An 18467-nucleotide genomic window follows, 5' to 3' on the forward strand; every position below is an offset into this window, starting at 1 on the left:
GAGTTTGCGAGTTTGCGAGTTTGCGAGTTTGCGAGTTTGCGAGTTTGCGAGTTTGCGAGTTTGCGAGTTTGCGAGTTTGCGAGTTTGCGAGTTTGCGAGTTTGCGAGTTTGCGAGTTTGATCAGAATAAATTTTTAAACGCGGTAGTCAAGTACTGCGTCTCTTTACCCTCGCTAACTTTTTGTAAACCCCCTTTACACTAATAATGTGAGTAACCCCTTACATACTAAAACCAAGTATCGGACTTTGTCGCTTAATTGAGTTAGTAAAATTTCGGTTTATTGTAATATCAATCAATTGAGTTGGTAAAAAATCGGTTTGAGTCACTGTTTATGGCGTTTAAGTTGGTAAAAAAGTGGTTTGCCCTTGTTTAGAGTTAGTAAAAAATCGGTTTATATTTTTTATTTAATGGCTAATAGCAGGTATTTTCACCTGCAATCCCGCTTCTTGTTCGGCAAAAAAGCCATTAAAGCGGACTTTTTCTTAAAAAGTAGCAAGTAAAAGGTTAGCTGATAAAATCCTAATCCAAATATTTAGGCCAAAATGAGCAGCTAGTTAAACTCTGATCCAGATTGCCGTTTGAAACTTTAACCTAGTTAAATAGTGATCTGAGTTGGCGAGTTAGTTTGTGTATAAAACCAGTTGTGCGCAAGCTTTTTTACTTAGCTCTGCAGGAAAAAAGGGCCTTGCGGCCCTGGTAACATTGTTGATAGGAATAGATTAGCTAGTAGGTAAAGCTAAAACTGGTTCATAGTGTTTGCTTCGCCACCGGCTTTAAGCGCATTCTCACCTGAGAAATACTCTTTATGCGTATCACCCATATTTGACCCTGCTAAATCTTGGTGCTTAACAGATGCTTGCTCACGGCGAATTTCTTGACGTTGCACATCACGTACATAAGCAAGCATTCCTAAGTCGCCAAAGTAGCCTTCAGATAGAATATCTGTACTCAATGCCGCTGTGTGGTAAGTAGGTAATGTAATTAAATGATGGAAAATGCCCGCTTCACGTGCGCCGTCACGTTGGAAGTTCTGTACTAGCACGTCGGCCGCTTTCGCAAGCTCAGTGTTATCCATTTCTGGCGCCATGAGTGCTTTGTTATCATCGATACTTGGGTAAGCTGAAAGGTCTTTACCTTCATCAAGCCATTGTTGATAAACCTGTTCGCGGAATTTCAACGTCCAGTTAAATGATGGTGAATTGTTATAAACTAACTTGGCATTAGGTACTTGCTCTTTCACACGATTTACCAGCTCTGCAATTTGTTTAACATGTGGCTTTTCAGTTTCAATCCACAATAAATCAGCGCCAGATTGTAAGCTGGTGACGCAATCAAGAACCACGCGATCTTTCTCTGTCCCCTCACGGAACTGATAAAGGCCATTTTCAAGGCGAGTTGGTTTACACAATTGGCCGTCTAGCTTCATTGCCGTATCGCCTTCGTTTAAATCTTCTACCCCATTAATAGGCGTAGTTTCTAAAAACGCATTGTATTGACTTGCTAAATCGCCTGGCGTTTTTGATACCGGCACTTTTTGCGTTAAGCTAGCACCGAGAGAGTCTGTACGTGCTACGATAATCCCGTTATCAATGCCCAGCTCCAAAAACGCATAACGTACCGCATTAATTTTTGCTAAAAAATCTTCATGCGGCACCGTTACTTTGCCCGCTTGATGTCCACATTGTTTAGCATCTGACACTTGGTTTTCGATTTGAATCGCACAAGCCCCCGCTTCAATCATTTTTTTAGCCAGTAAATAAGTAGCTTCTTCGTTACCAAAACCTGCATCAATATCAGCAATAATGGGCACTACATGACTTTCAAAGTTATTGATTTTATCAAGCACTGCTTGCACATCGCCACCGCTTGCTTTTGCGGCATCGAGGTCTTTAAATAAATGGTCAAGTTCACGCGCATCAGCTTGTTTTAAAAAGGTATAAATTTCTTCAATCAATGCTGGCACAGAGGTTTTCTCATGCATGCTTTGATCTGGCAATGGGCCAAATTCAGAGCGTAGCGCTGCAACCATCCAGCCACTTAAGTATACATAACTACGTTTTGTGGTTTTTTGATGACGCTTAATGGCCATCATCATTTGTTGCGCTGTAAAACCATGCCAACAACCAAGTGATTGAGTGTACTGACTGGTATCTGCATCATATGCCGCCATATCTTCACGCATAATATCAGCGGTAAATTGTGCGATATCCAGCCCAGTACGAAAGCGATTTTGTAAACGCATACGACTTGCATATTCTGGATTAATTGCCTGCCACGTTTTGCCTTGAGTTTGGCAAAGAGTTGCTAATGTGTCTGTGTGATGTTGATAAGTACTCATAATAAAAATCCTTTGAACGGTTAAAGCAAATATTTATTTTGTTGTGAGAGAGACTATGGGGCATGTGCTCCGTAGCGCTTAATTCAACATTAGGCGGATTTTTTAGATTTAGTAAATTTATAGTTGTTATGCCGGGTATATTTTTTATGAATGTTTAAAAGGCATCCATCTTGGCATTTTTACGTTATGGTTAGCACATAAGATATTTATGCACCGTGACCGTTTAAAGGATAGCAACTATGACAACCTCCTCTCACAGCCTATTTGGTTTAACTGTTGATACGCAGTTAGCTGACTTTATTAATCAACAGCTTCTACCTGACACAGGTGTTAGCGAGCAACAATTTTGGCAAGGCTTTGCTAAAATAATCGAAGATTTAACGCCCACGAATCGCGCACTTCTAGCTAAACGCGATGTTCTGCAACAAAAAATTGATGAATACCATCAAACTAATAAACAGTGGGATGCTCAGCAGTACCACAGTTTTTTAACCGAGATTGGTTATTTGGCACCACAACCTGAAGATTTTCAGATTGAAACCCTCCAAGTTGAACCTGAAATTGCACAATGTGCAGGCCCGCAGCTTGTAGTGCCAGTGAGTAATGCCCGATTTGCCTTGAACGCCGCCAACGCCCGCTGGGGCTCACTTTACGATGCGCTCTATGGTACTGATGTATTATCGCAAGAAGATGGTGCAGAGAAAGGGGCTACTTATAACCCTGTTCGTGGTTTTAAAGTGATGGCTTATGCCAGACAGTTTTTAGATAAATCACTCCCCCTAGAAAGCGGCTCGCATATTGAAAGTAGCAATTACTCTATCGTCAATGGGCAATTAATAATTACCCTCAGAGACAGCTCTCAAACGTGCTTAAAACAACCAGAACAGCTTGTTGGTTATATTGGTGAAGCACAGAACCCGAGCTCTATTTTGTTGAAAAATAACGGTTTACACATCGAACTACAAGTAGATCATCAGCACCCTATTGGTAAAGCTGATAAGGCAGGGTTAAAGGATGTAGTACTGGAAGCTGCCCTAACGACCATTATGGATTGCGAAGACTCTGTTGCAGCAGTCGATGCAGAGGATAAAGTGCAGGTTTATCAAAACTGGTTAGGCTTAATGAATGGCAGTTTAGTGGAAACATTTGCCAAAGCAGACAAAACCGTCGAGCGCAAGCTGAATGCCGATAAACACTTTACCAGTGTTGATGGCAAGCAACTCATTTTAAAAGGTCGTAGCATGATGTTTGTGCGTAACGTAGGCCATTTAATGACAAACCCAGCCATCCAAGATAGCCACGGCCAAGATGTGTTTGAGGGAATTATGGATGCGATGATCACAGCCACAGCCGCATTACATGACTTATTAGGTAATAGCGCGGTTAAAAACTCATCGGCTGCGAGCATAAACATTGTAAAACCTAAAATGCATGGGCCAGAGGAAGTCGCTTTTACTAATACTTTATTTTCACGCGTTGAAGAAGTATTAGCATTGCCAAAAAATACCATAAAAATGGGAATTATGGACGAAGAACGCCGTACCTCGGTTAATTTAAAAGCCTGTATTGCAGCAGCTAAAGAGCGCGTAGTGTTTATTAATACAGGGTTTTTAGACCGCACAGGTGATGAAATACACACCTCGATGCAAGCAGGTGTAGTACTACCAAAAGCGGCTATTAAACAGCAGCCTTGGATTAGCTCTTATGAAGATAGAAATGTTGATATCGGTTTACAAACAGGTTTAAGTGGCCGCGCACAAATTGGGAAAGGCATGTGGCCAATGCCCGATAAAATGGCGTTAATGATGAAGCAGAAAGTAGCGCATCCGCAATCTGGTGCTAATACCGCCTGGGTGCCCTCGCCTACCGCTGCCACATTACACGCAATGCATTACCATGATATTGATGTATTTGCCTGTCAAAAAGCCATAGCAACGCGCATTGAGGCAAGTTTGTCTGATTTACTTACACCGCCATTAATGGCAGATCCTAACACGCTAACTAAAGAAGATATTCAAGCCGAGCTAGACAACAACGCGCAAGGGATTCTAGGCTATGTCGCGCGCTGGATAGATCAAGGTATTGGATGTTCAAAAGTACCTGATATTAACCACATAGGCTTAATGGAAGATAGAGCTACATTACGGATTTCTAGCCAACATATGGCCAACTGGTTGCATCACGGGGTGTGTACCCAGTCACAAATAGAAAATACAATGGCAAAAATGGCTAAAGTGGTCGATGAACAAAATGCCCACGATCCGGCTTATAAAAACATGGCGGATTCAGCCCAGAGTTTAGCGAATAGCACCGCCTATCAAGCTGCATTAGCCCTTGTATTGGAAGGGGTAAAACAACCAAGTGGTTATACTGAACCACTATTGCATGCGTTTCGGATTAAATATAAAAGTGAGTTAGCGAGTTAGCCATAATAAAGTTTGTTTGTGTCATAGCCAGCCTTAGCGCTGGCTTTTTTATTACCTATTCATAACTACAATGAATGGCTAACATTCAGCAACCAACAAAAAAGCGCATTAAAAATAATGCGCTTTCAAAACAACGGCGTAATCTTACGCAAGATTTATCCTAGCTAGCTTTACTCTCGCTAACTTTACTTAACTAATAACCGTTGCATTGTGATAGACGTTTTGTACGTCGTCGCAGTCTTCTAGCATGTTGATGAATTTTTCAAAGTTGGCGATATCATCTTCATCAGTTATATCAACATGGACTTGTGGCACAAAGGTGATTTCGTCTACTTCGAAGTTGATACCTTCAAATGCTTCTTCTAGGGCTGTTTTCGCTTTGTAATATTCTGTGTGCGGTGCGAAAACAGATACTTTTCCATCTTCAACCTCTACATCGGTTACATCCACGTCAGCCATCATCAGAGCTTCAAGTACCACTTCGTCATCATCACCACTAAAACCAAGTACAGCGAGGTGATCAAACATGTGAGCTACACAACCAGGGGTGCCAATTTTTGAATCTGTTTTAGTAAACGGTAAGCGTACATCTTTGATAGTACGATTTGGGTTATCTGTTAAACAGTCAACAATCACCATGCAGTTGCCAGGGCCATAGCCTTCATAGCGTGCTGGTGAATAATCTTCCCCTGCCCCGCCTGCTGCTTTTTTAATCGCGTTATCGATTACGTGGGCTGGAACTTGATCTCGTTTAGCACGCTCAATGATGCGTTTGAGTGCTTGGTTGACTTCTGGATCAGGTTCACCGTTTTTGGCAACAACGTAAATTTCTTTACCGTATTTAGAATTAACTTTCGTTTTCGCATTGGCAGTTTTTGCCATAGAATTTTTGCGGACTTCAAATGCTCTGCCCATCTTGTGCCTCTATTGTAAACTCGATATGACTGATATTTTACCAATTCAAACACTGTTGAGCTAGTAGCTAACGCACAATTATAAGTCACGGCTGTAACTGTAAAAAGAGCCCTCTAATCTAGTTAGGTCTAGTTAAAAACAAAAAACAGGGTAATTTAACATAATACACTAATTGTGAAGTGCTACATGTTGCTCAGTAAGTTCATCAATCAATAATGCAAGCTCACTAAAGTGGTGCAAAACATAATCAGCTTGCTCAGCATAATCAGGAACTTTACCCGGTGCATATAAGCATGAACGCATATTAGCATTTTGCGCAGCTTGTATATCATAAAGGTAATCTCCCACATAAAGCAGCTGAGTTTGCTCTAGCTGCCATAACGTAGCAATTGCATTAAGTGCGCTAGGATCAGGTTTAGGTGGAGCATCGCTTCGGGTTAACACCGTTTGAATAGGCAGGGGGTTATTTTTTAATTTCAGCGCTGCGGCACGATCATAGTTGCGTGTAACAATAGCCATCGGCATACCGAGCTCTTTTAAATAACCAACCGTTTTTGCAACGCCGGGGAGCAAACTTGCATGCTGAGCATCAATAAGTTCATGCTGATGTACGATATTCATTGCTTCTTCTCGCATATAAGGCGAAGGAAGGGCTGCTATGTGGCTAAGTAAATCATGCTCTTCAGGGCAACCAAGCTGGGCTTTTATCAAGGTAAAATCCAACTCAGACGAAACCAAAGTGCCATCTAAATCAAAGATAACACCCTTCACATTGTCATGATGACTATTCATACCATTCCTTGTATATGATTGTTTTTTCATAGCTACATCCGCATTACTTTAAGATAGTGTACGCGGCTTGTTTTGCAAAGGATCAACTGATCTTTTTTAGTATATTAATCTATCTAAATTTAAAAAACGCGCACAAAACAGCTGTGCGCGTAGGTTGGGAACTGAACTATTTACTGTGAGGTATTCGCTTGCTTTGGTTCAAAACGCGCTTCTAGCCAGGTGTCATTCTGAGTGAAATGTAAGGTTTTGACTTTACCTTTACCTTCTACATTCACCATGTTGACTTGTGCAGGCCAAAGATCTCGCAACGCACCATGACTCATTCGAATTCCTTGAATATCCTCAGGAATAGGCGCTTCTTGATAAACCCAAAAAAACTTACCATCAACCTGCGCACCCACTTCAACCAAATTAAGAGGGTCGCCCGATAACGTCTGCAGTGCTACATGAGATTCTATGTACTTTGCAAAGCGCTGTTGATCTTGTTTATTGCTAATAATATCTGCACCACCAGGAAACAAATGCTCCACTGCATGCTCTGTATCATGTAAGTAAAAGCGATGCATAAGCTCAATATTATTAGTGCGTTTGTTAAATAAAACCGTTGTTACCGATGCCTTTAATTGATGCGCCATCACTGGCGCAGCAATTATAAGAGCTAAAAAAATGAGCACTAAGCGCATTAATTTTGCTCCTTAGTCTCTTTTTCTTCGTCTGTTTTAAGTTCAGTTTTAATATCTTGCATGATATCGCGACTTACTTTCGCTTTACTCTTTTCACGTTTATACACTTCGATACGTGAAGGAATAATACGACGCGGGTAGTGGTTGTTTTCAACATCAACGTCAGCAGTTTCCCAGCGAGGATCCACAGATACAGACACTACAGGTTTATTTTTATCGGTAATAATTAGCTTTTGTACATGCTTATGATTACGACGCCAAATTTCGGCAGGAATATACTGCTCTTCTTTACTGCCATCTTCATAAGTCAACTCAAGTAAGATAGGCATTACTAAGCCACCTAAGTTTGAAAACTCCAGCACGTAGTAATTTTTGTCTTCTTCAATGGCGCGATCAAATACTTTACGTTCCCATGGCTCTAGGCCTTTTAAGAACTTGTTGTAAGCATTACGCTCTTTATTTGTGACGGTAAAACGGTCATTAGCATCATAGAAATCAGTCACGTCTGGGTTTTCTTCAACCCATAACTTTTTACCTTCAGCTCGGTTACGCTCAACAAATAATGGCATTGGTTTATCTGCTTCAATGTCACGTAAACGTTTGAAATCAATATCAGGGTTTTTCGTATCTAACTGTAATTGATAAACCTTATCGAGAGAGATATCAACATGATCCGTTGTGTAGAACCAGCCACGCCAGAACCAATCTAGATCCACCCCTGAGGCTTCTTCCATTGTACGGAAAAAGTCAGCCGGAGTAGGGCGCTTGTACTTCCAGCGCTGTGCATATTCTTTAAAGGCAAAATCAAATAGTTCACGACCTAAAATCACTTCGCGTAAAATATTAAGTGCGGCAGCAGGTTTAGTATAAGCATTTGGACCAAGGCGTAATACGCTATCTGATTGAGTCATTACAGGCACTTGATTTTCAGACTTCATGTACGCCACGATATCGCGCGGTTCAACACCCCATGGGATTGTATGATCCCACTCACGGCCAGCAACACCGTCTAAAAAGCTATTTAAGCCTTCATCCATCCAAGTCCATTGGCGCTCATCTGAGTTAACAATCATAGGAAAATAGATATGGCCGACTTCGTGGATAACTACGCCAATTAAAAAGCGTTTTTCAGCTTGCGAATAAGTACGGCTACCATCATCTTGCAGCTCAGTACGCGGGCCGTTAAAGGTGATCATTGGGTATTCCATACCACCTACAGGACCATTTACTGATTGTGCAACCGGATATGGGTAGTCAAATGAGAAACGAGAATAAACTTCCATGGTGTGAACCACAGATTCAGTAGAATATTTCTTCCATAAGTCGCCACCTTCTTTAGGGAAGAATGACATAGCCATTACTAATGGTTGCTCATCGCCACCTTGGTTATAACCTTTAGCATCCCACATAAATTTACGTGATGAAGCCCATGCAAAGTCACGTACATTTTCTGCTTTAAAGTGCCACGTTTTAGTTTTATCAGTGCCTGCTTTTTCGTTCTCAAGAGCTTCTTCTTCAGTCACAATGAAAACAGGGCGTTTAGCATTTTCAGCGTCTTTTAAACGACTACGCTGAGTGCTAGTAAGAACTGAACGAGGATTATCAAGCTTACCCGTTGCTGATACGATATGGTCAGCAGGAACCGTTAATTCAACATCGTAATCACCAAATTCTAAGGTAAACTCACCACGACCTAAAAAGGCTTTATTTGTCCATGCCTCATAATCGGTGTAAGCCGCTAGGCGAGGGAACCACTGCGCAAGTAAAAAGATGTCGTTACCATCTTCTTCAAAGTGCTCATAACCTGAACGAGCGCCTACAGCATCTTCCTCAACAATATTAAATGCAAAGTCCATGCTGAACTCAACGTCTTGACCAGGTTTAAGTGGCTCATTTAAATCGATACGCATAAGTGTATCTACAATTGTAACCTTTAACTCATCACCACTGTCGTCTTTAACATTGGCAATGGTAAAACCTAGCTCGTTATCGCTCATAAATTGCTGGCGACGTAATTGCCCTAAACTAAGCTTAGTTGGTTTGGCATCAGGGCGGCCTTGTAATTTACCAGCATTAAATGTAGCGGTGCGCTCAGCGATTGAATCACTTTTAAAAATATTTTGGTCTAGTTGTAACCATAAGTATTTTAACGTGTGAGGCGAGTTATTCTTATATTCAATACTTTGACTTGCAGTCAAACGACGGTTCTTCTCGTCAAGCTTGGCATCTATTTCATAATTTACTTGCTGCTGCCAGTATTTTTCACCCGGTTCACCTGCGGCACTACGATATACGTTAGGTGTTGGCAACGCTTCATCAAGTTGGCGAAATTTATCAACAAATGAGCCTTTAGTTTGCACTACCGAAGAAGCAAGTACCGCACTCGACATTGCCAAAGGTACTAGCAAAGCACCTAAAGTAACAACTGCCTTTTTCATAATTAATCCTGTTAAATTTACGTGATAATACTTTGGCAAAACACATGACTAAATTCAATAAAATAGCGACCAAGCCCCGATTTAATAAGGTAAAGAATATGTTATTCGTCAGCTCTTAATGTAAAGGGGGTTTACAACCTAATTCAGGTTTAATTCAGACCAGTTTACTAAAGTATAAGGTAGCTACTTAATAGGAGTCCAAGATGAAATTTTACATCGTAAAAAAAGATCAATGTGTCGCAGCAATTCCTGCACAAGAATCTCTCCTTAACGAGTATAAAAATAAAGGTTTTAAGTTTGTCGAAGTCATCGCCGCAAGGGACAAAAATGACGCTTTAGATCGCCATCCAACTCGGCGTAAAAACAGTAAAAAGTGGCGCGCTTTATGCACAAGTTTGCTGCTTTTAGCGATAATTTTAAGTATTTACTCTCTAATTGATAAATAGTGAATTTTTTAGTTGATCTTTACCGTCATTTGTATTTAAAATCGCCCACTTTTTTGATTTGAGGGGAAGCAATAGCGCAGCTTTTCTCTCAAACGTGTTCCAAAATGAAGCAGAAAATACGGTGGGCGTATGGATTTTTATATCCTAAAAAAACAACAAGAATTAATTGCTATACCAGCGGACGAACAAAGTTGTAAACAGTATCTAGATTCAGGCTATTTTTATATTGATAAAGTGGCAGCCTGCAATGAAACTAATGCATTAAAAGCGCTTCAAGCTAAACAAACCCGCGCTTTAAAAGTACCGTTAATGATGGCCCTACTTGCCTTACCTATTGTTATTTTTGCTTGGTACAGTTTAAGCTCGTAAAGATTTAAAGTAGGCCCTTGCATCTTGTTTTAGCTTGGGTATATTGACGCTCTTAACCTTTTTTAAGAGCGTGACATGAAAGTCTTACATACCTCAGATTGGCACCTTGGCCAACAATTCTATGAACACTCTAGGTTCCATGAACATCAAGCGTTTTTTCTTTGGCTCATCGACACGCTCGCAAATGAAAAAATTGACTTACTCTTAGTCGCTGGTGATATATACCATACTGCAACACCAGCAGCGAGTGCTGAAAACCAACTATATCAATTCGTAAAAGATGTTAAAAAGCGCTGTCCCGAATTACAAATAGTGCTGATTGCGGGAAATCATGACTCTGCCAATCGTATTTTAGCAGCCCAACCTTTATTAGCTCAGTTTGACACCCATGTAGTAGGGCGCTTTGAGGCGCAGCAACCTGAAAATGTGGTGATTAAGATTAACCATCAAAATACCTACGCCCATATTGTCGCTATGCCTTTTTTACGTGCCAGTGACGTCAGCACACTAAGTAACACCGAAGATGGCGTAAGCTATGCTCACGGCGTAGCACAAGCCTATGAGCTCAGCACCCAAAGCGCACTCACAAATAAAGCCAAAACCACACCACTCATCATTATGGGCCACTTGCACGCCAAAGGGGGTGACATTTCCAGTGACTCCGAGCGTAATTTAGTCATAGGTGGTGAAGAAGCCATAACTGCGAAGGTATTTAGCGAACATGCTGATTATGTGGCTCTGGGTCATTTACACAAAGCGCAAAAAGTCGCTAAATCTGATGCGATTAGGTACAGCGGTACACCGATGCCTATGTCGTTTTCTGAGCGAGATTATACCCATCAAGTAAATGTCATTGAGTTTAATACTGAACAAAATCAACAAATAACAACAACTGTAAAGCCCCTTTACATTTCGCGTACTGCCGATGTCATTGTGTTACCCAAGGGAGAGTGTGTGCCCTTACCCGAACTGTGCAAACAAATTAAAGACTTAGATATAGCAAAAAATATTGCTCCTGCGTATTTAAGAGTAAAACTTAAATCCAGTGATACTGACACCACATTTAGAGAGCAAATAGAACAAGCACTTGATGGTAAAAACGTACGTTTTTGTGGTATTGAACGGGTGCGAGAGCATAAACAAACACACAGTGACAACACCGTGTTTGAAGATCTAAACCAAGTCGAGATGCTCAATCCGCTAAGCTTATTAGAGCAAGCTTTTGCCAATGATAAAGACATGGCTGGAGAGGCCGTACCTGACGAACTTAAAGGTTTGTTAAACGAAGTTATTAGTGAACTGACGGAGCAAGAACAACTATGAAAATAACCGCAGTACGCATACATAATTTAGCCTCAATTGTTGATGCTGAAATTGACTTTACCCAAGCACCACTGAAAGATGCGGGTTTATTTGCTATTACCGGTGATACCGGTGCAGGAAAAAGCACATTTTTAGATGCAATCTGCCTCGCTCTTTACACTAAAACGGCACGTTTAAGGGGCGATAAGGGGAATTTAATTGATTTTAATGGCGACAATATCAAGCTAAATGACCCTCGTAACTTGCTCCGAAGAGGGAGCTGGCAAGGTTTTGCTGAGGTTGACTTTATTGGCCAAGATAAACAAGCTTACCGCGCGCGTTATACAATTCAAAGAGCACATAAAAAAGTAACGGGTAAGTTAAAGACGGCCGAACATAGTTTATATATTTTGCCTGATCTCGTTCTAATAGCTGACAAAAGCCAAGCCGTAAAAGAAGTAGAAACTAAGATAGGCTTAAGCTTTGAGCAGTTTTCTCGCGCTGTACTATTAGCGCAACACGAATTTGCCGCCTTTTTAAAGGCCACAGGCGATGAACGGGCACAACTTTTAGAATGTTTAACCGGTACTGATAAGTTTAGTTTAATCGGTAAAAGGGTATTTGAACGCCATAAAGAGCTAAAAGATGAACTTGAGATACTCAATGCTAGCCTAGCAAATTACACCTTGCTCAGTGATGAAGAGTTAGCAGCTAATAATCAGCAGGTAACCGATTTAACACAACAGCTAGCACTTAACAAAGAAAGCTTTGCGGTGTCAGAGCAAGGTGTTAATTGGTATAAACAAGCCACAGTACTAGAGCAAGCTCTCGCCAACGCTTTAGCCGAGCAGCAACAAGCCAATGACGCGCTTGAAGCAATAGCAGAGCAAAGCAACCAAGCAAAGCAAGCCCAAGCAGCGGCAGAAATAAAAGATAATAGAGAGCGCTTTGAGCAGCTTAATACGCAAAATAATGAGTTGAAAAAGACAATCGCTGACTTAGAGCAGATTGATCACGCTTCAACTATAGCTAAGCTTGCTGAAACAAAGCAAAAATACAGTGATGACTTACAAAAAGCAAAACACCAACTGCAAGCAGCAGAGCCTGTTATAGCGCAAGCTCGCCAATTGGATAGCCAACTTGCTATGCAGGCTCAAGCGATAACCAATACGGGGCAACAAGTTGCTAAAGAACAAAAGCAACTGAGTCAGTTACAACAACAAATTAAGCAAAGCACCTGTCACCGTGATGAAGCCATCAAACTCAGTGAGCAGTGCCAAAAATGGCTCAGTCCACATAGCCAACTTAAACCGTTAGCCTTAGATTGGACATACTATCACCACAGTTTTAAACAGTGGTTGCAGCTCAAGCAGCAATTAAGCGCTACAGCGGTTCAAAATAGTCAATTAGATCGAGAGCATCTCAAATTGAATGAAGTGCTCGCGACGCAAAACGCACTGACCGAACAGAGTGAGAAAGCATTACTCAGTGAGCAAGCAGCCCTTAAGCAGCTTAATGAGCAGCAAGGTAAGTTTAATATTGAGCAGTGCGATACTCAGCTTAAAAGTATTGAATACTTACAAGAGCAGCGCACGCGTTATCAGCAGTTCAATCAAGAACTCAAGCACAGCTATGAGCAACAAAATCTAGTTACAACAAAGCTCAGTGAGAGTGAGCGCATACAAAGCACGTTAAAGCAGGATGTAGCTAGTGCAGAGCAAGCTGTTAAACACTGTGAATACAGCTTAAATCAAGCGCGTCTTCGCGCCAGTGAGAATGTTGAGCACCTACGAGCACAACTGACACCCAATGAGCCATGTTTAGTGTGTGGAGCAACTGAACACCCTTTTATAACGGAGCAAAACCAACAGTTCGATAACTTAATCGCCGACTTTGAAACTCACTATCAAAATGCTAAGCAGCAATTAGAACTGGTACTTAAACGGTTTCATCAACAACAAACTCAGCATGCTGTTTTACAGAGTGAGCATGAGCAATTACAACGTACAATAGAAACTGCTCGAGCGAATAAACTTGAAATTAGTAATACGATGCAAGCTACACGCGGTGAACTAAATGAATTATCACCAGAGCAATTAGCCACTCACTATCAACAGTTAGCACAGCAAAAAAGCCAATATTTTGAGGCGCAACAAAAGCTACAACAACGCCAAGAAACCGTCAACCAATTACAAAATACTCTAAAGGCTCAGCAACAGACGCAGCAACAATACAACACCCAGCATACTGATTTAATAAACCAGCAAACTCAATGTAATAACAAACTAAATGAGCTGACTGCTCAACAAAATGAATTAACCACCACGCTTGAGTCACAGTTCGCTCAGAGTGAATTTTGGCATGAATTACAAAACGATGCGCTCGATTTAGCCGATTTAAAGCAGCAGGTTGAACATTACCAGCAAACACAAACCCAGCTTGAGCAAGCCCAACAGAAAATCAATACAGCTGAGCAGCAAATTCAGCAACTTAGCCCTCTAATAAATGAGGTAGAGCAAACCTTAAAGAGACTAAATGAAGAGTCAGACAAGCTACAGCTGCAACAAAGCAACTCACAGGCCCAGCGTTTGGCACTATTTAATAATGAAAACCTAACTGCTGATGAGTACCAAACCAAGCTAAACGCACAACTTGAGCTTAGCCAAACACAGCTAACGCAAAGCCAGCATAGCTATGACAGCGCGGTAAAACAACGTGATGAGCAAGCCATTACGTTAAAAGGGCATCAATTACGCTTATCAGAGAACAAACAAGAGCAAGCTAAACTGCAGGCTCGCTATGAGCAATGGTTTATCGAGTTTAAAGCTCAATTCACCACGGTGACTCATGAGCAGGTAGCACTTCTACACAGCTTAAATAATGAAGAAATTAAAGCACAACTAAAGCAATTTACGCAGTATAGCCAAGCCTTGATTGATGCTGATGCCGCGTTAAAACAGCAACAAAACACACTTTCGCAGCATCAAAATAATAATAAGCCAGCACAACCGCACAGCGAGTTAATTGAGCAGTTAAACGCCTTAAATGAGCAACATACCAAGCTGCAAAAATCACTGTTAGAGGTAAGTACCAAGCTTGAGCAACACAAGCAAAATCAGCATAACTTGCAAACCAAGCAAAATGAACTCAAAACATTGCAAAAGCGTGTTGAGCAATGGCACTTATTGAATAAAGTCATTGGTGATAAAGAAGGCAAAAAAATGCGTAATTTAGCGCAAACACAAACCTTAAAAATATTGCTACATTATGCAAACAGCCATTTAAAAACCCTGAATAAACGCTACGAGTTAACGGCTATCGCTCAAACTCTCGATATTGCCATTATTGATCGCGATATGGCGGACGAGCAACGCTCTGTTAATACACTTTCTGGGGGAGAGTCATTTTTAGTTTCACTGGCGTTGGCGCTCGGCCTTGCGTCACTGTCATCAAACAAAGTAAGTATTAACTCTTTGTTTATTGATGAAGGGTTTGGTACGTTAGATAGCGAAACACTCAGTATTGCAATGGATGCACTAGATTCACTGCAAGCACAAGGGCGAAAAGTGGGGGTTATATCTCATGTATCGCAAATGACTGAACGGGTTGCTAACCAGGTTCATGTAGCTAAAAAACCAGGTGGTTATTCAACTATTTCTATTATTTAAAGGAACTAGACTATGCCAACATTTACACAAGATGAAGCAACTGAATACGACTCTCGTATCACACGACTAATACCAGGTTATGACTTGCTCCATAACACCACGGCCGCACAGCTTAGTGCAACCTTGGGTGATAACGCCCATATTTTAGTTGTCGGCTCTGGCACTGGCAAAGAAATTGCCGAGCTTGCGAAAATAAATGCGACGTGGCGCTTCACCGCACAGGATATTTCCACTGATATGCTTAATATTGGCCAGCAACGCTTCTCTGATTTAGGCATAAGTGAACGAGTGAAGGTTCATGTTGGCGACGTATCGCAGTTAGAAGAGCCAGTTGATGCAGCGCTATGCTTATTTGTTATGCATTTTTTAGCAGATAACGGCGATAAAAAAGCAATGTTTAAAGCAATCTCAAAGCAGCTCAAACCACAAGCGAACCTGTATTTAGCTGATTTAATGCGCCCAGAAACCGGTTTTGAGCGTGATGCTCAATTTGCCCTTTGCCAGCAACTGGGGCTTACCGAAGTAGGCGTTGAGCGAATGAAACACAATTTTGAACATGAGTTTTATCCGCTTGATAGAATTCGCCTAGCTGATCTGCTCGATGAAACTCGCTTTAGTGTTGCAAAGCTGTACTTTAAAGCGCTTGGTTTTAGTGGCTATGTAATGCATAAGCGTTAAACTGTACTTTAACGCTTTATAGATAGCTATTTATTAGCAGCGTGAGTTTGCATTAAGGCGTTTTTGAAACCATTTATCCAACTACGGTAAATGGTTTTAACATCTCCCATATTGAATACTTTCGTGTTTTGCTGCCACTGATCCATGGTTTGTCCCCGATCAGCGGCTTTTGCAATAACCGTATTATCTTTTCCATCTTTGACTTGTGCTAACAACATCATTGAGCCAGAGTTTTGTGTGTAGGTTGCACCGCCCGCTGTTTGAAAGCTACGACGAGAACTTTCTACCGGCGCGCTTAAACGAATATCAGTAATCGCCACTTCAACAATTAACGTATTCTCATCCACTGAGTTAACCAATTGGTATGGTTGTTCACCATCAAACACATCTTTAGCTACGGTATTAAAAGCGGTTGCAAGCTCTTGCAGTGTTTTATCATCCAAATCATAGGTTGCGTTTAACCCATCAGCGCGGGTGTCTATTCGCGGGGCTTTATAACCCTCAGGGTGATCATTAGTAACAGTCACAGGTGCAAAATAAATTTTAGTAAAGCGACTCCAATCCATGCCTGCTTTAACATAGGCCATATTCATTTTGCCGTTTTCAACTTTTGATAATCCGTCTTTAGTTTGCTGTGTTGTATCGACTGAAAGAGGCGTATTAGAGCATGCTCCAAGTACTAGACTTAAGCTTAAAACCAGTAATGATTTAGTCATTGTTGTTTTCCTTATCAATAGAGATTATTAATAGTACTGTTATTTTCGAGTGTGGAAAGTATTTTTAGCTAACTCATGCGCCATCATACAGATACTTACAGCTCAGTTTACATTAATAAAGCCCACACCGAATATTGACGCGGCCGTAGATTAAATAGTTTTACTAATAGTAAATAAGCTAAATTCAATAAAAACCACGTTAAAACTATAAATTTACTCATCTGTTTTCAGTTGTTTAGCTCGCTCTTCTGCCGCGATTAACTGCGCAGATTTTGGTGCTTTCTTTTTCGCCTCTATCTTTGGCTTTTCATCGTTATTTGGATCCCAAGTTGGGTCTAACGATAAATTTGCAAACGGGTTAGCTTTATCACCCTGCTCTTGAGCAGATGGGTTACTATCATCTGTGACGTTCGGCTCATCTTTGTGTTGCTCTGCGTCTATTTCGTTATTAAGTGCAGCTAACGCCTGGGCAATTTCATCCTCATCGTCAGACATATCTGCTGAGCTTAATGGTGTTTCATCGGATATTGGTACTGATGGCGCAGTGGTTAGTGTTTCGTCATTTTGTAACGTCGCCGGATCAGTGTCTGGTTTAGTGCTAATATCGAAATCCTGAGTACGATTGCCAATATCATTGTCTGCAATTGGGCTAGGCGCTTGCTCGAGCTCATCGGCTGCCGACTTATTTAACTCAGACTCTAGGTGTTGTTCAGATTTTTCAGCTTTAGTGTGCGATTCAACGCCTGCCTTTACACCTGGTAAAGGCGCATTAGGATCAAACGTGCGTATTTCTGGTTCTTTAAAATCGTGCTCTGTACTGAGCATTGGTTTTACCGAATCAGTAGTATCAACTGCGAGTGTTTCGTCGCTAAGCTTTGAATCAGCCGCGTCACTGTCACTATTTACACTCAAATGTTCGCTTTGTTGCATGTCTGTTTGTGGTGGAGCGGGCTTTATTGCTGCATCATTAATTTCATTAACTGACTTTTTCGCAACAGGTGGAACATCAGGTTTGCTTTGAACAAGTTTACTCGACTGTTCACGGGACTGCTTTTTCATGCGCAGTTTGTATAGTACCCAGCCGGCAATTAATAATACTAAAATAATTATTAATAGTGGAGTCATTAATGAAGTTGGTTGTTCTGCTGCTGTTATGGGTGGATTTATAATCGGCTTCACGGGCGGCGTTATTTGTTTTACAGCAGTGCTAGGTTCAATATCAGTTACGACCTGTTGTTCCTCAACTGCTACCTCTTGCAGCTTTTCATCTGCTGCCACTGCTTGCGTATTCTGCTCTATAGCTTCAGCCACAAGCTCAGTAGAACCATCAGCTTGCTCAGTTACTAGCTGCGTATTTTGTTCTGTACTGTCAAGGGGGTTTACAGTATCCGTGAGCGGCTCTAAGTCAGTATCAACCGGCTCATCTTCAATTATGTCAACCTTGGCAGGCTCTTTAACTATCTCTTGGGGTTTCTTTTCGACCGGTGGATTACTACAGTTTTTGTCAAAATCACGTTTTGCCTTGCGATAACTTTGGCTGCTTTTATCATAACTATACTGCTGCATTTGCTGCTTATACAAAATACACATTGCCTCGCTGTATTTTGCCGTACCGTTAAAACTACAACTAAAAAGAATGAATAAAAAAAGTCGTGTATACATAGCCATTACAAATATCTATCACCGATAAAACACA

General features: G+C 41.2%; 13 protein-coding genes. 6 read left to right on the forward strand and 7 right to left on the reverse strand.

Going from position 1 to position 18467, the window contains the following annotated elements; translation table 11 throughout:
- Positions 1-736 precede the first annotated feature (736 nt).
- Positions 737-2338: an isocitrate lyase gene (locus NQT69_RS09520; RefSeq protein WP_256827445.1), complete on the reverse strand. Its 1602-nt coding sequence runs from the start codon at positions 2336-2338 to the stop codon at positions 737-739.
- 239 nt (positions 2339-2577) lie between these two features.
- Between NQT69_RS09520 and NQT69_RS09525 the strand changes: the two genes are divergently transcribed.
- Entirely contained in the window at positions 2578-4764 is a 2187-nt protein-coding gene (locus NQT69_RS09525) for a malate synthase G (RefSeq protein WP_256827446.1), read from the forward strand.
- A gap of 189 nt (positions 4765-4953) precedes the next feature.
- Here NQT69_RS09525 and NQT69_RS09530 read toward each other — a convergent pair whose 3' ends face one another.
- From NQT69_RS09530 to NQT69_RS09545, 4 genes are all read right to left on the reverse strand, one after another.
- Positions 4954-5679: a YebC/PmpR family DNA-binding transcriptional regulator gene (locus NQT69_RS09530; RefSeq protein WP_256827447.1), complete on the reverse strand. Its 726-nt coding sequence runs from the start codon at positions 5677-5679 to the stop codon at positions 4954-4956.
- Positions 5680-5847: 168 nt separating this feature from the next.
- On the reverse strand, positions 5848-6471 hold the full coding sequence (locus NQT69_RS09535) for an HAD family hydrolase (protein ID WP_256827448.1): 624 nt from the start codon (positions 6469-6471) through the stop codon (positions 5848-5850).
- Positions 6472-6641: 170 nt separating this feature from the next.
- Positions 6642-7154: a DUF6702 family protein gene (locus tag NQT69_RS09540; RefSeq protein ID WP_256827449.1), complete on the reverse strand. Its 513-nt coding sequence runs from the start codon at positions 7152-7154 to the stop codon at positions 6642-6644.
- Positions 7154-9592, reverse strand: coding sequence for a M1 family metallopeptidase (locus NQT69_RS09545; protein WP_256827450.1), 2439 nt, complete (start codon positions 9590-9592; stop codon positions 7154-7156). Before NQT69_RS09545 ends, NQT69_RS09540 begins: the two co-directional genes overlap by 1 nt.
- Before the next feature lie 203 nt (positions 9593-9795).
- On the opposite strand from NQT69_RS09545, the gene NQT69_RS09550 reads away from it, so the two are divergent.
- The 5 genes from NQT69_RS09550 (at position 9796) to NQT69_RS09570 (ending at position 16055) form a co-directional block, all read left to right on the forward strand.
- Complete coding sequence (locus NQT69_RS09550; protein ID WP_256827451.1) at positions 9796-10038, forward strand: hypothetical protein; 243 nt, start codon at positions 9796-9798, stop codon at positions 10036-10038.
- A 129-nt stretch (positions 10039-10167) separates the two neighbouring features.
- Positions 10168-10407: a hypothetical protein gene (locus NQT69_RS09555; protein WP_256827452.1), complete on the forward strand. Its 240-nt coding sequence runs from the start codon at positions 10168-10170 to the stop codon at positions 10405-10407.
- A gap of 75 nt (positions 10408-10482) precedes the next feature.
- Positions 10483-11730, forward strand: a complete 1248-nt coding sequence (locus NQT69_RS09560) for an exonuclease SbcCD subunit D C-terminal domain-containing protein (protein ID WP_256827453.1) — start codon at positions 10483-10485, stop codon at positions 11728-11730.
- Positions 11727-15377, forward strand: coding sequence for an AAA family ATPase (locus NQT69_RS09565; RefSeq protein WP_256827454.1), 3651 nt, complete (start codon positions 11727-11729; stop codon positions 15375-15377). The genes NQT69_RS09560 and NQT69_RS09565 overlap by 4 nt, the downstream gene beginning before the upstream one ends.
- Before the next feature lie 12 nt (positions 15378-15389).
- On the forward strand, positions 15390-16055 hold the full coding sequence (locus NQT69_RS09570; protein ID WP_256827455.1) for a class I SAM-dependent methyltransferase: 666 nt from the start codon (positions 15390-15392) through the stop codon (positions 16053-16055).
- A 26-nt stretch (positions 16056-16081) separates the two neighbouring features.
- Here NQT69_RS09570 and NQT69_RS09575 read toward each other — a convergent pair whose 3' ends face one another.
- Positions 16082-16771, reverse strand: a complete 690-nt coding sequence (locus tag NQT69_RS09575) for a DUF3313 family protein (RefSeq protein ID WP_256827456.1) — start codon at positions 16769-16771, stop codon at positions 16082-16084.
- 213 nt (positions 16772-16984) lie between these two features.
- The gene (locus NQT69_RS09580) at positions 16985-18433 is read right to left on the reverse strand and encodes a hypothetical protein (protein ID WP_256827457.1); all 1449 of its coding nucleotides are present in this window, start codon (positions 18431-18433) and stop codon (positions 16985-16987) included.
- Between the last annotated feature and the right edge of the window lie 34 nt (positions 18434-18467).

This window comes from Pseudoalteromonas shioyasakiensis (assembly GCF_024518675.1).
Lineage (GTDB): Bacteria > Pseudomonadota > Gammaproteobacteria > Enterobacterales > Alteromonadaceae > Pseudoalteromonas > Pseudoalteromonas shioyasakiensis_B.

Coding starts and splice junctions, on each gene's coding strand:
- NQT69_RS09570 (WP_256827455.1), top strand. CDS start 15,390: ATGCCAACATTTACACAAGATGAAGCAACTGAATACGACTCTCGTATC.
- NQT69_RS09530 (WP_256827447.1), bottom strand. CDS start 5,679: ATGGGCAGAGCATTTGAAGTCCGCAAAAATTCTATGGCAAAAACTGCC.
- NQT69_RS09580 (WP_256827457.1), bottom strand. CDS start 18,433: ATGTATACACGACTTTTTTTATTCATTCTTTTTAGTTGTAGTTTTAAC.
- NQT69_RS09525 (WP_256827446.1), top strand. CDS start 2,578: ATGACAACCTCCTCTCACAGCCTATTTGGTTTAACTGTTGATACGCAG.
- NQT69_RS09550 (WP_256827451.1), top strand. CDS start 9,796: ATGAAATTTTACATCGTAAAAAAAGATCAATGTGTCGCAGCAATTCCT.
- NQT69_RS09540 (WP_256827449.1), bottom strand. CDS start 7,154: ATGCGCTTAGTGCTCATTTTTTTAGCTCTTATAATTGCTGCGCCAGTG.
- NQT69_RS09565 (WP_256827454.1), top strand. CDS start 11,727: ATGAAAATAACCGCAGTACGCATACATAATTTAGCCTCAATTGTTGAT.
- NQT69_RS09560 (WP_256827453.1), top strand. CDS start 10,483: ATGAAAGTCTTACATACCTCAGATTGGCACCTTGGCCAACAATTCTAT.
- NQT69_RS09555 (WP_256827452.1), top strand. CDS start 10,168: ATGGATTTTTATATCCTAAAAAAACAACAAGAATTAATTGCTATACCA.
- NQT69_RS09545 (WP_256827450.1), bottom strand. CDS start 9,592: ATGAAAAAGGCAGTTGTTACTTTAGGTGCTTTGCTAGTACCTTTGGCA.
- NQT69_RS09520 (WP_256827445.1), bottom strand. CDS start 2,338: ATGAGTACTTATCAACATCACACAGACACATTAGCAACTCTTTGCCAA.
- NQT69_RS09575 (WP_256827456.1), bottom strand. CDS start 16,771: ATGACTAAATCATTACTGGTTTTAAGCTTAAGTCTAGTACTTGGAGCA.
- NQT69_RS09535 (WP_256827448.1), bottom strand. CDS start 6,471: ATGAATAGTCATCATGACAATGTGAAGGGTGTTATCTTTGATTTAGAT.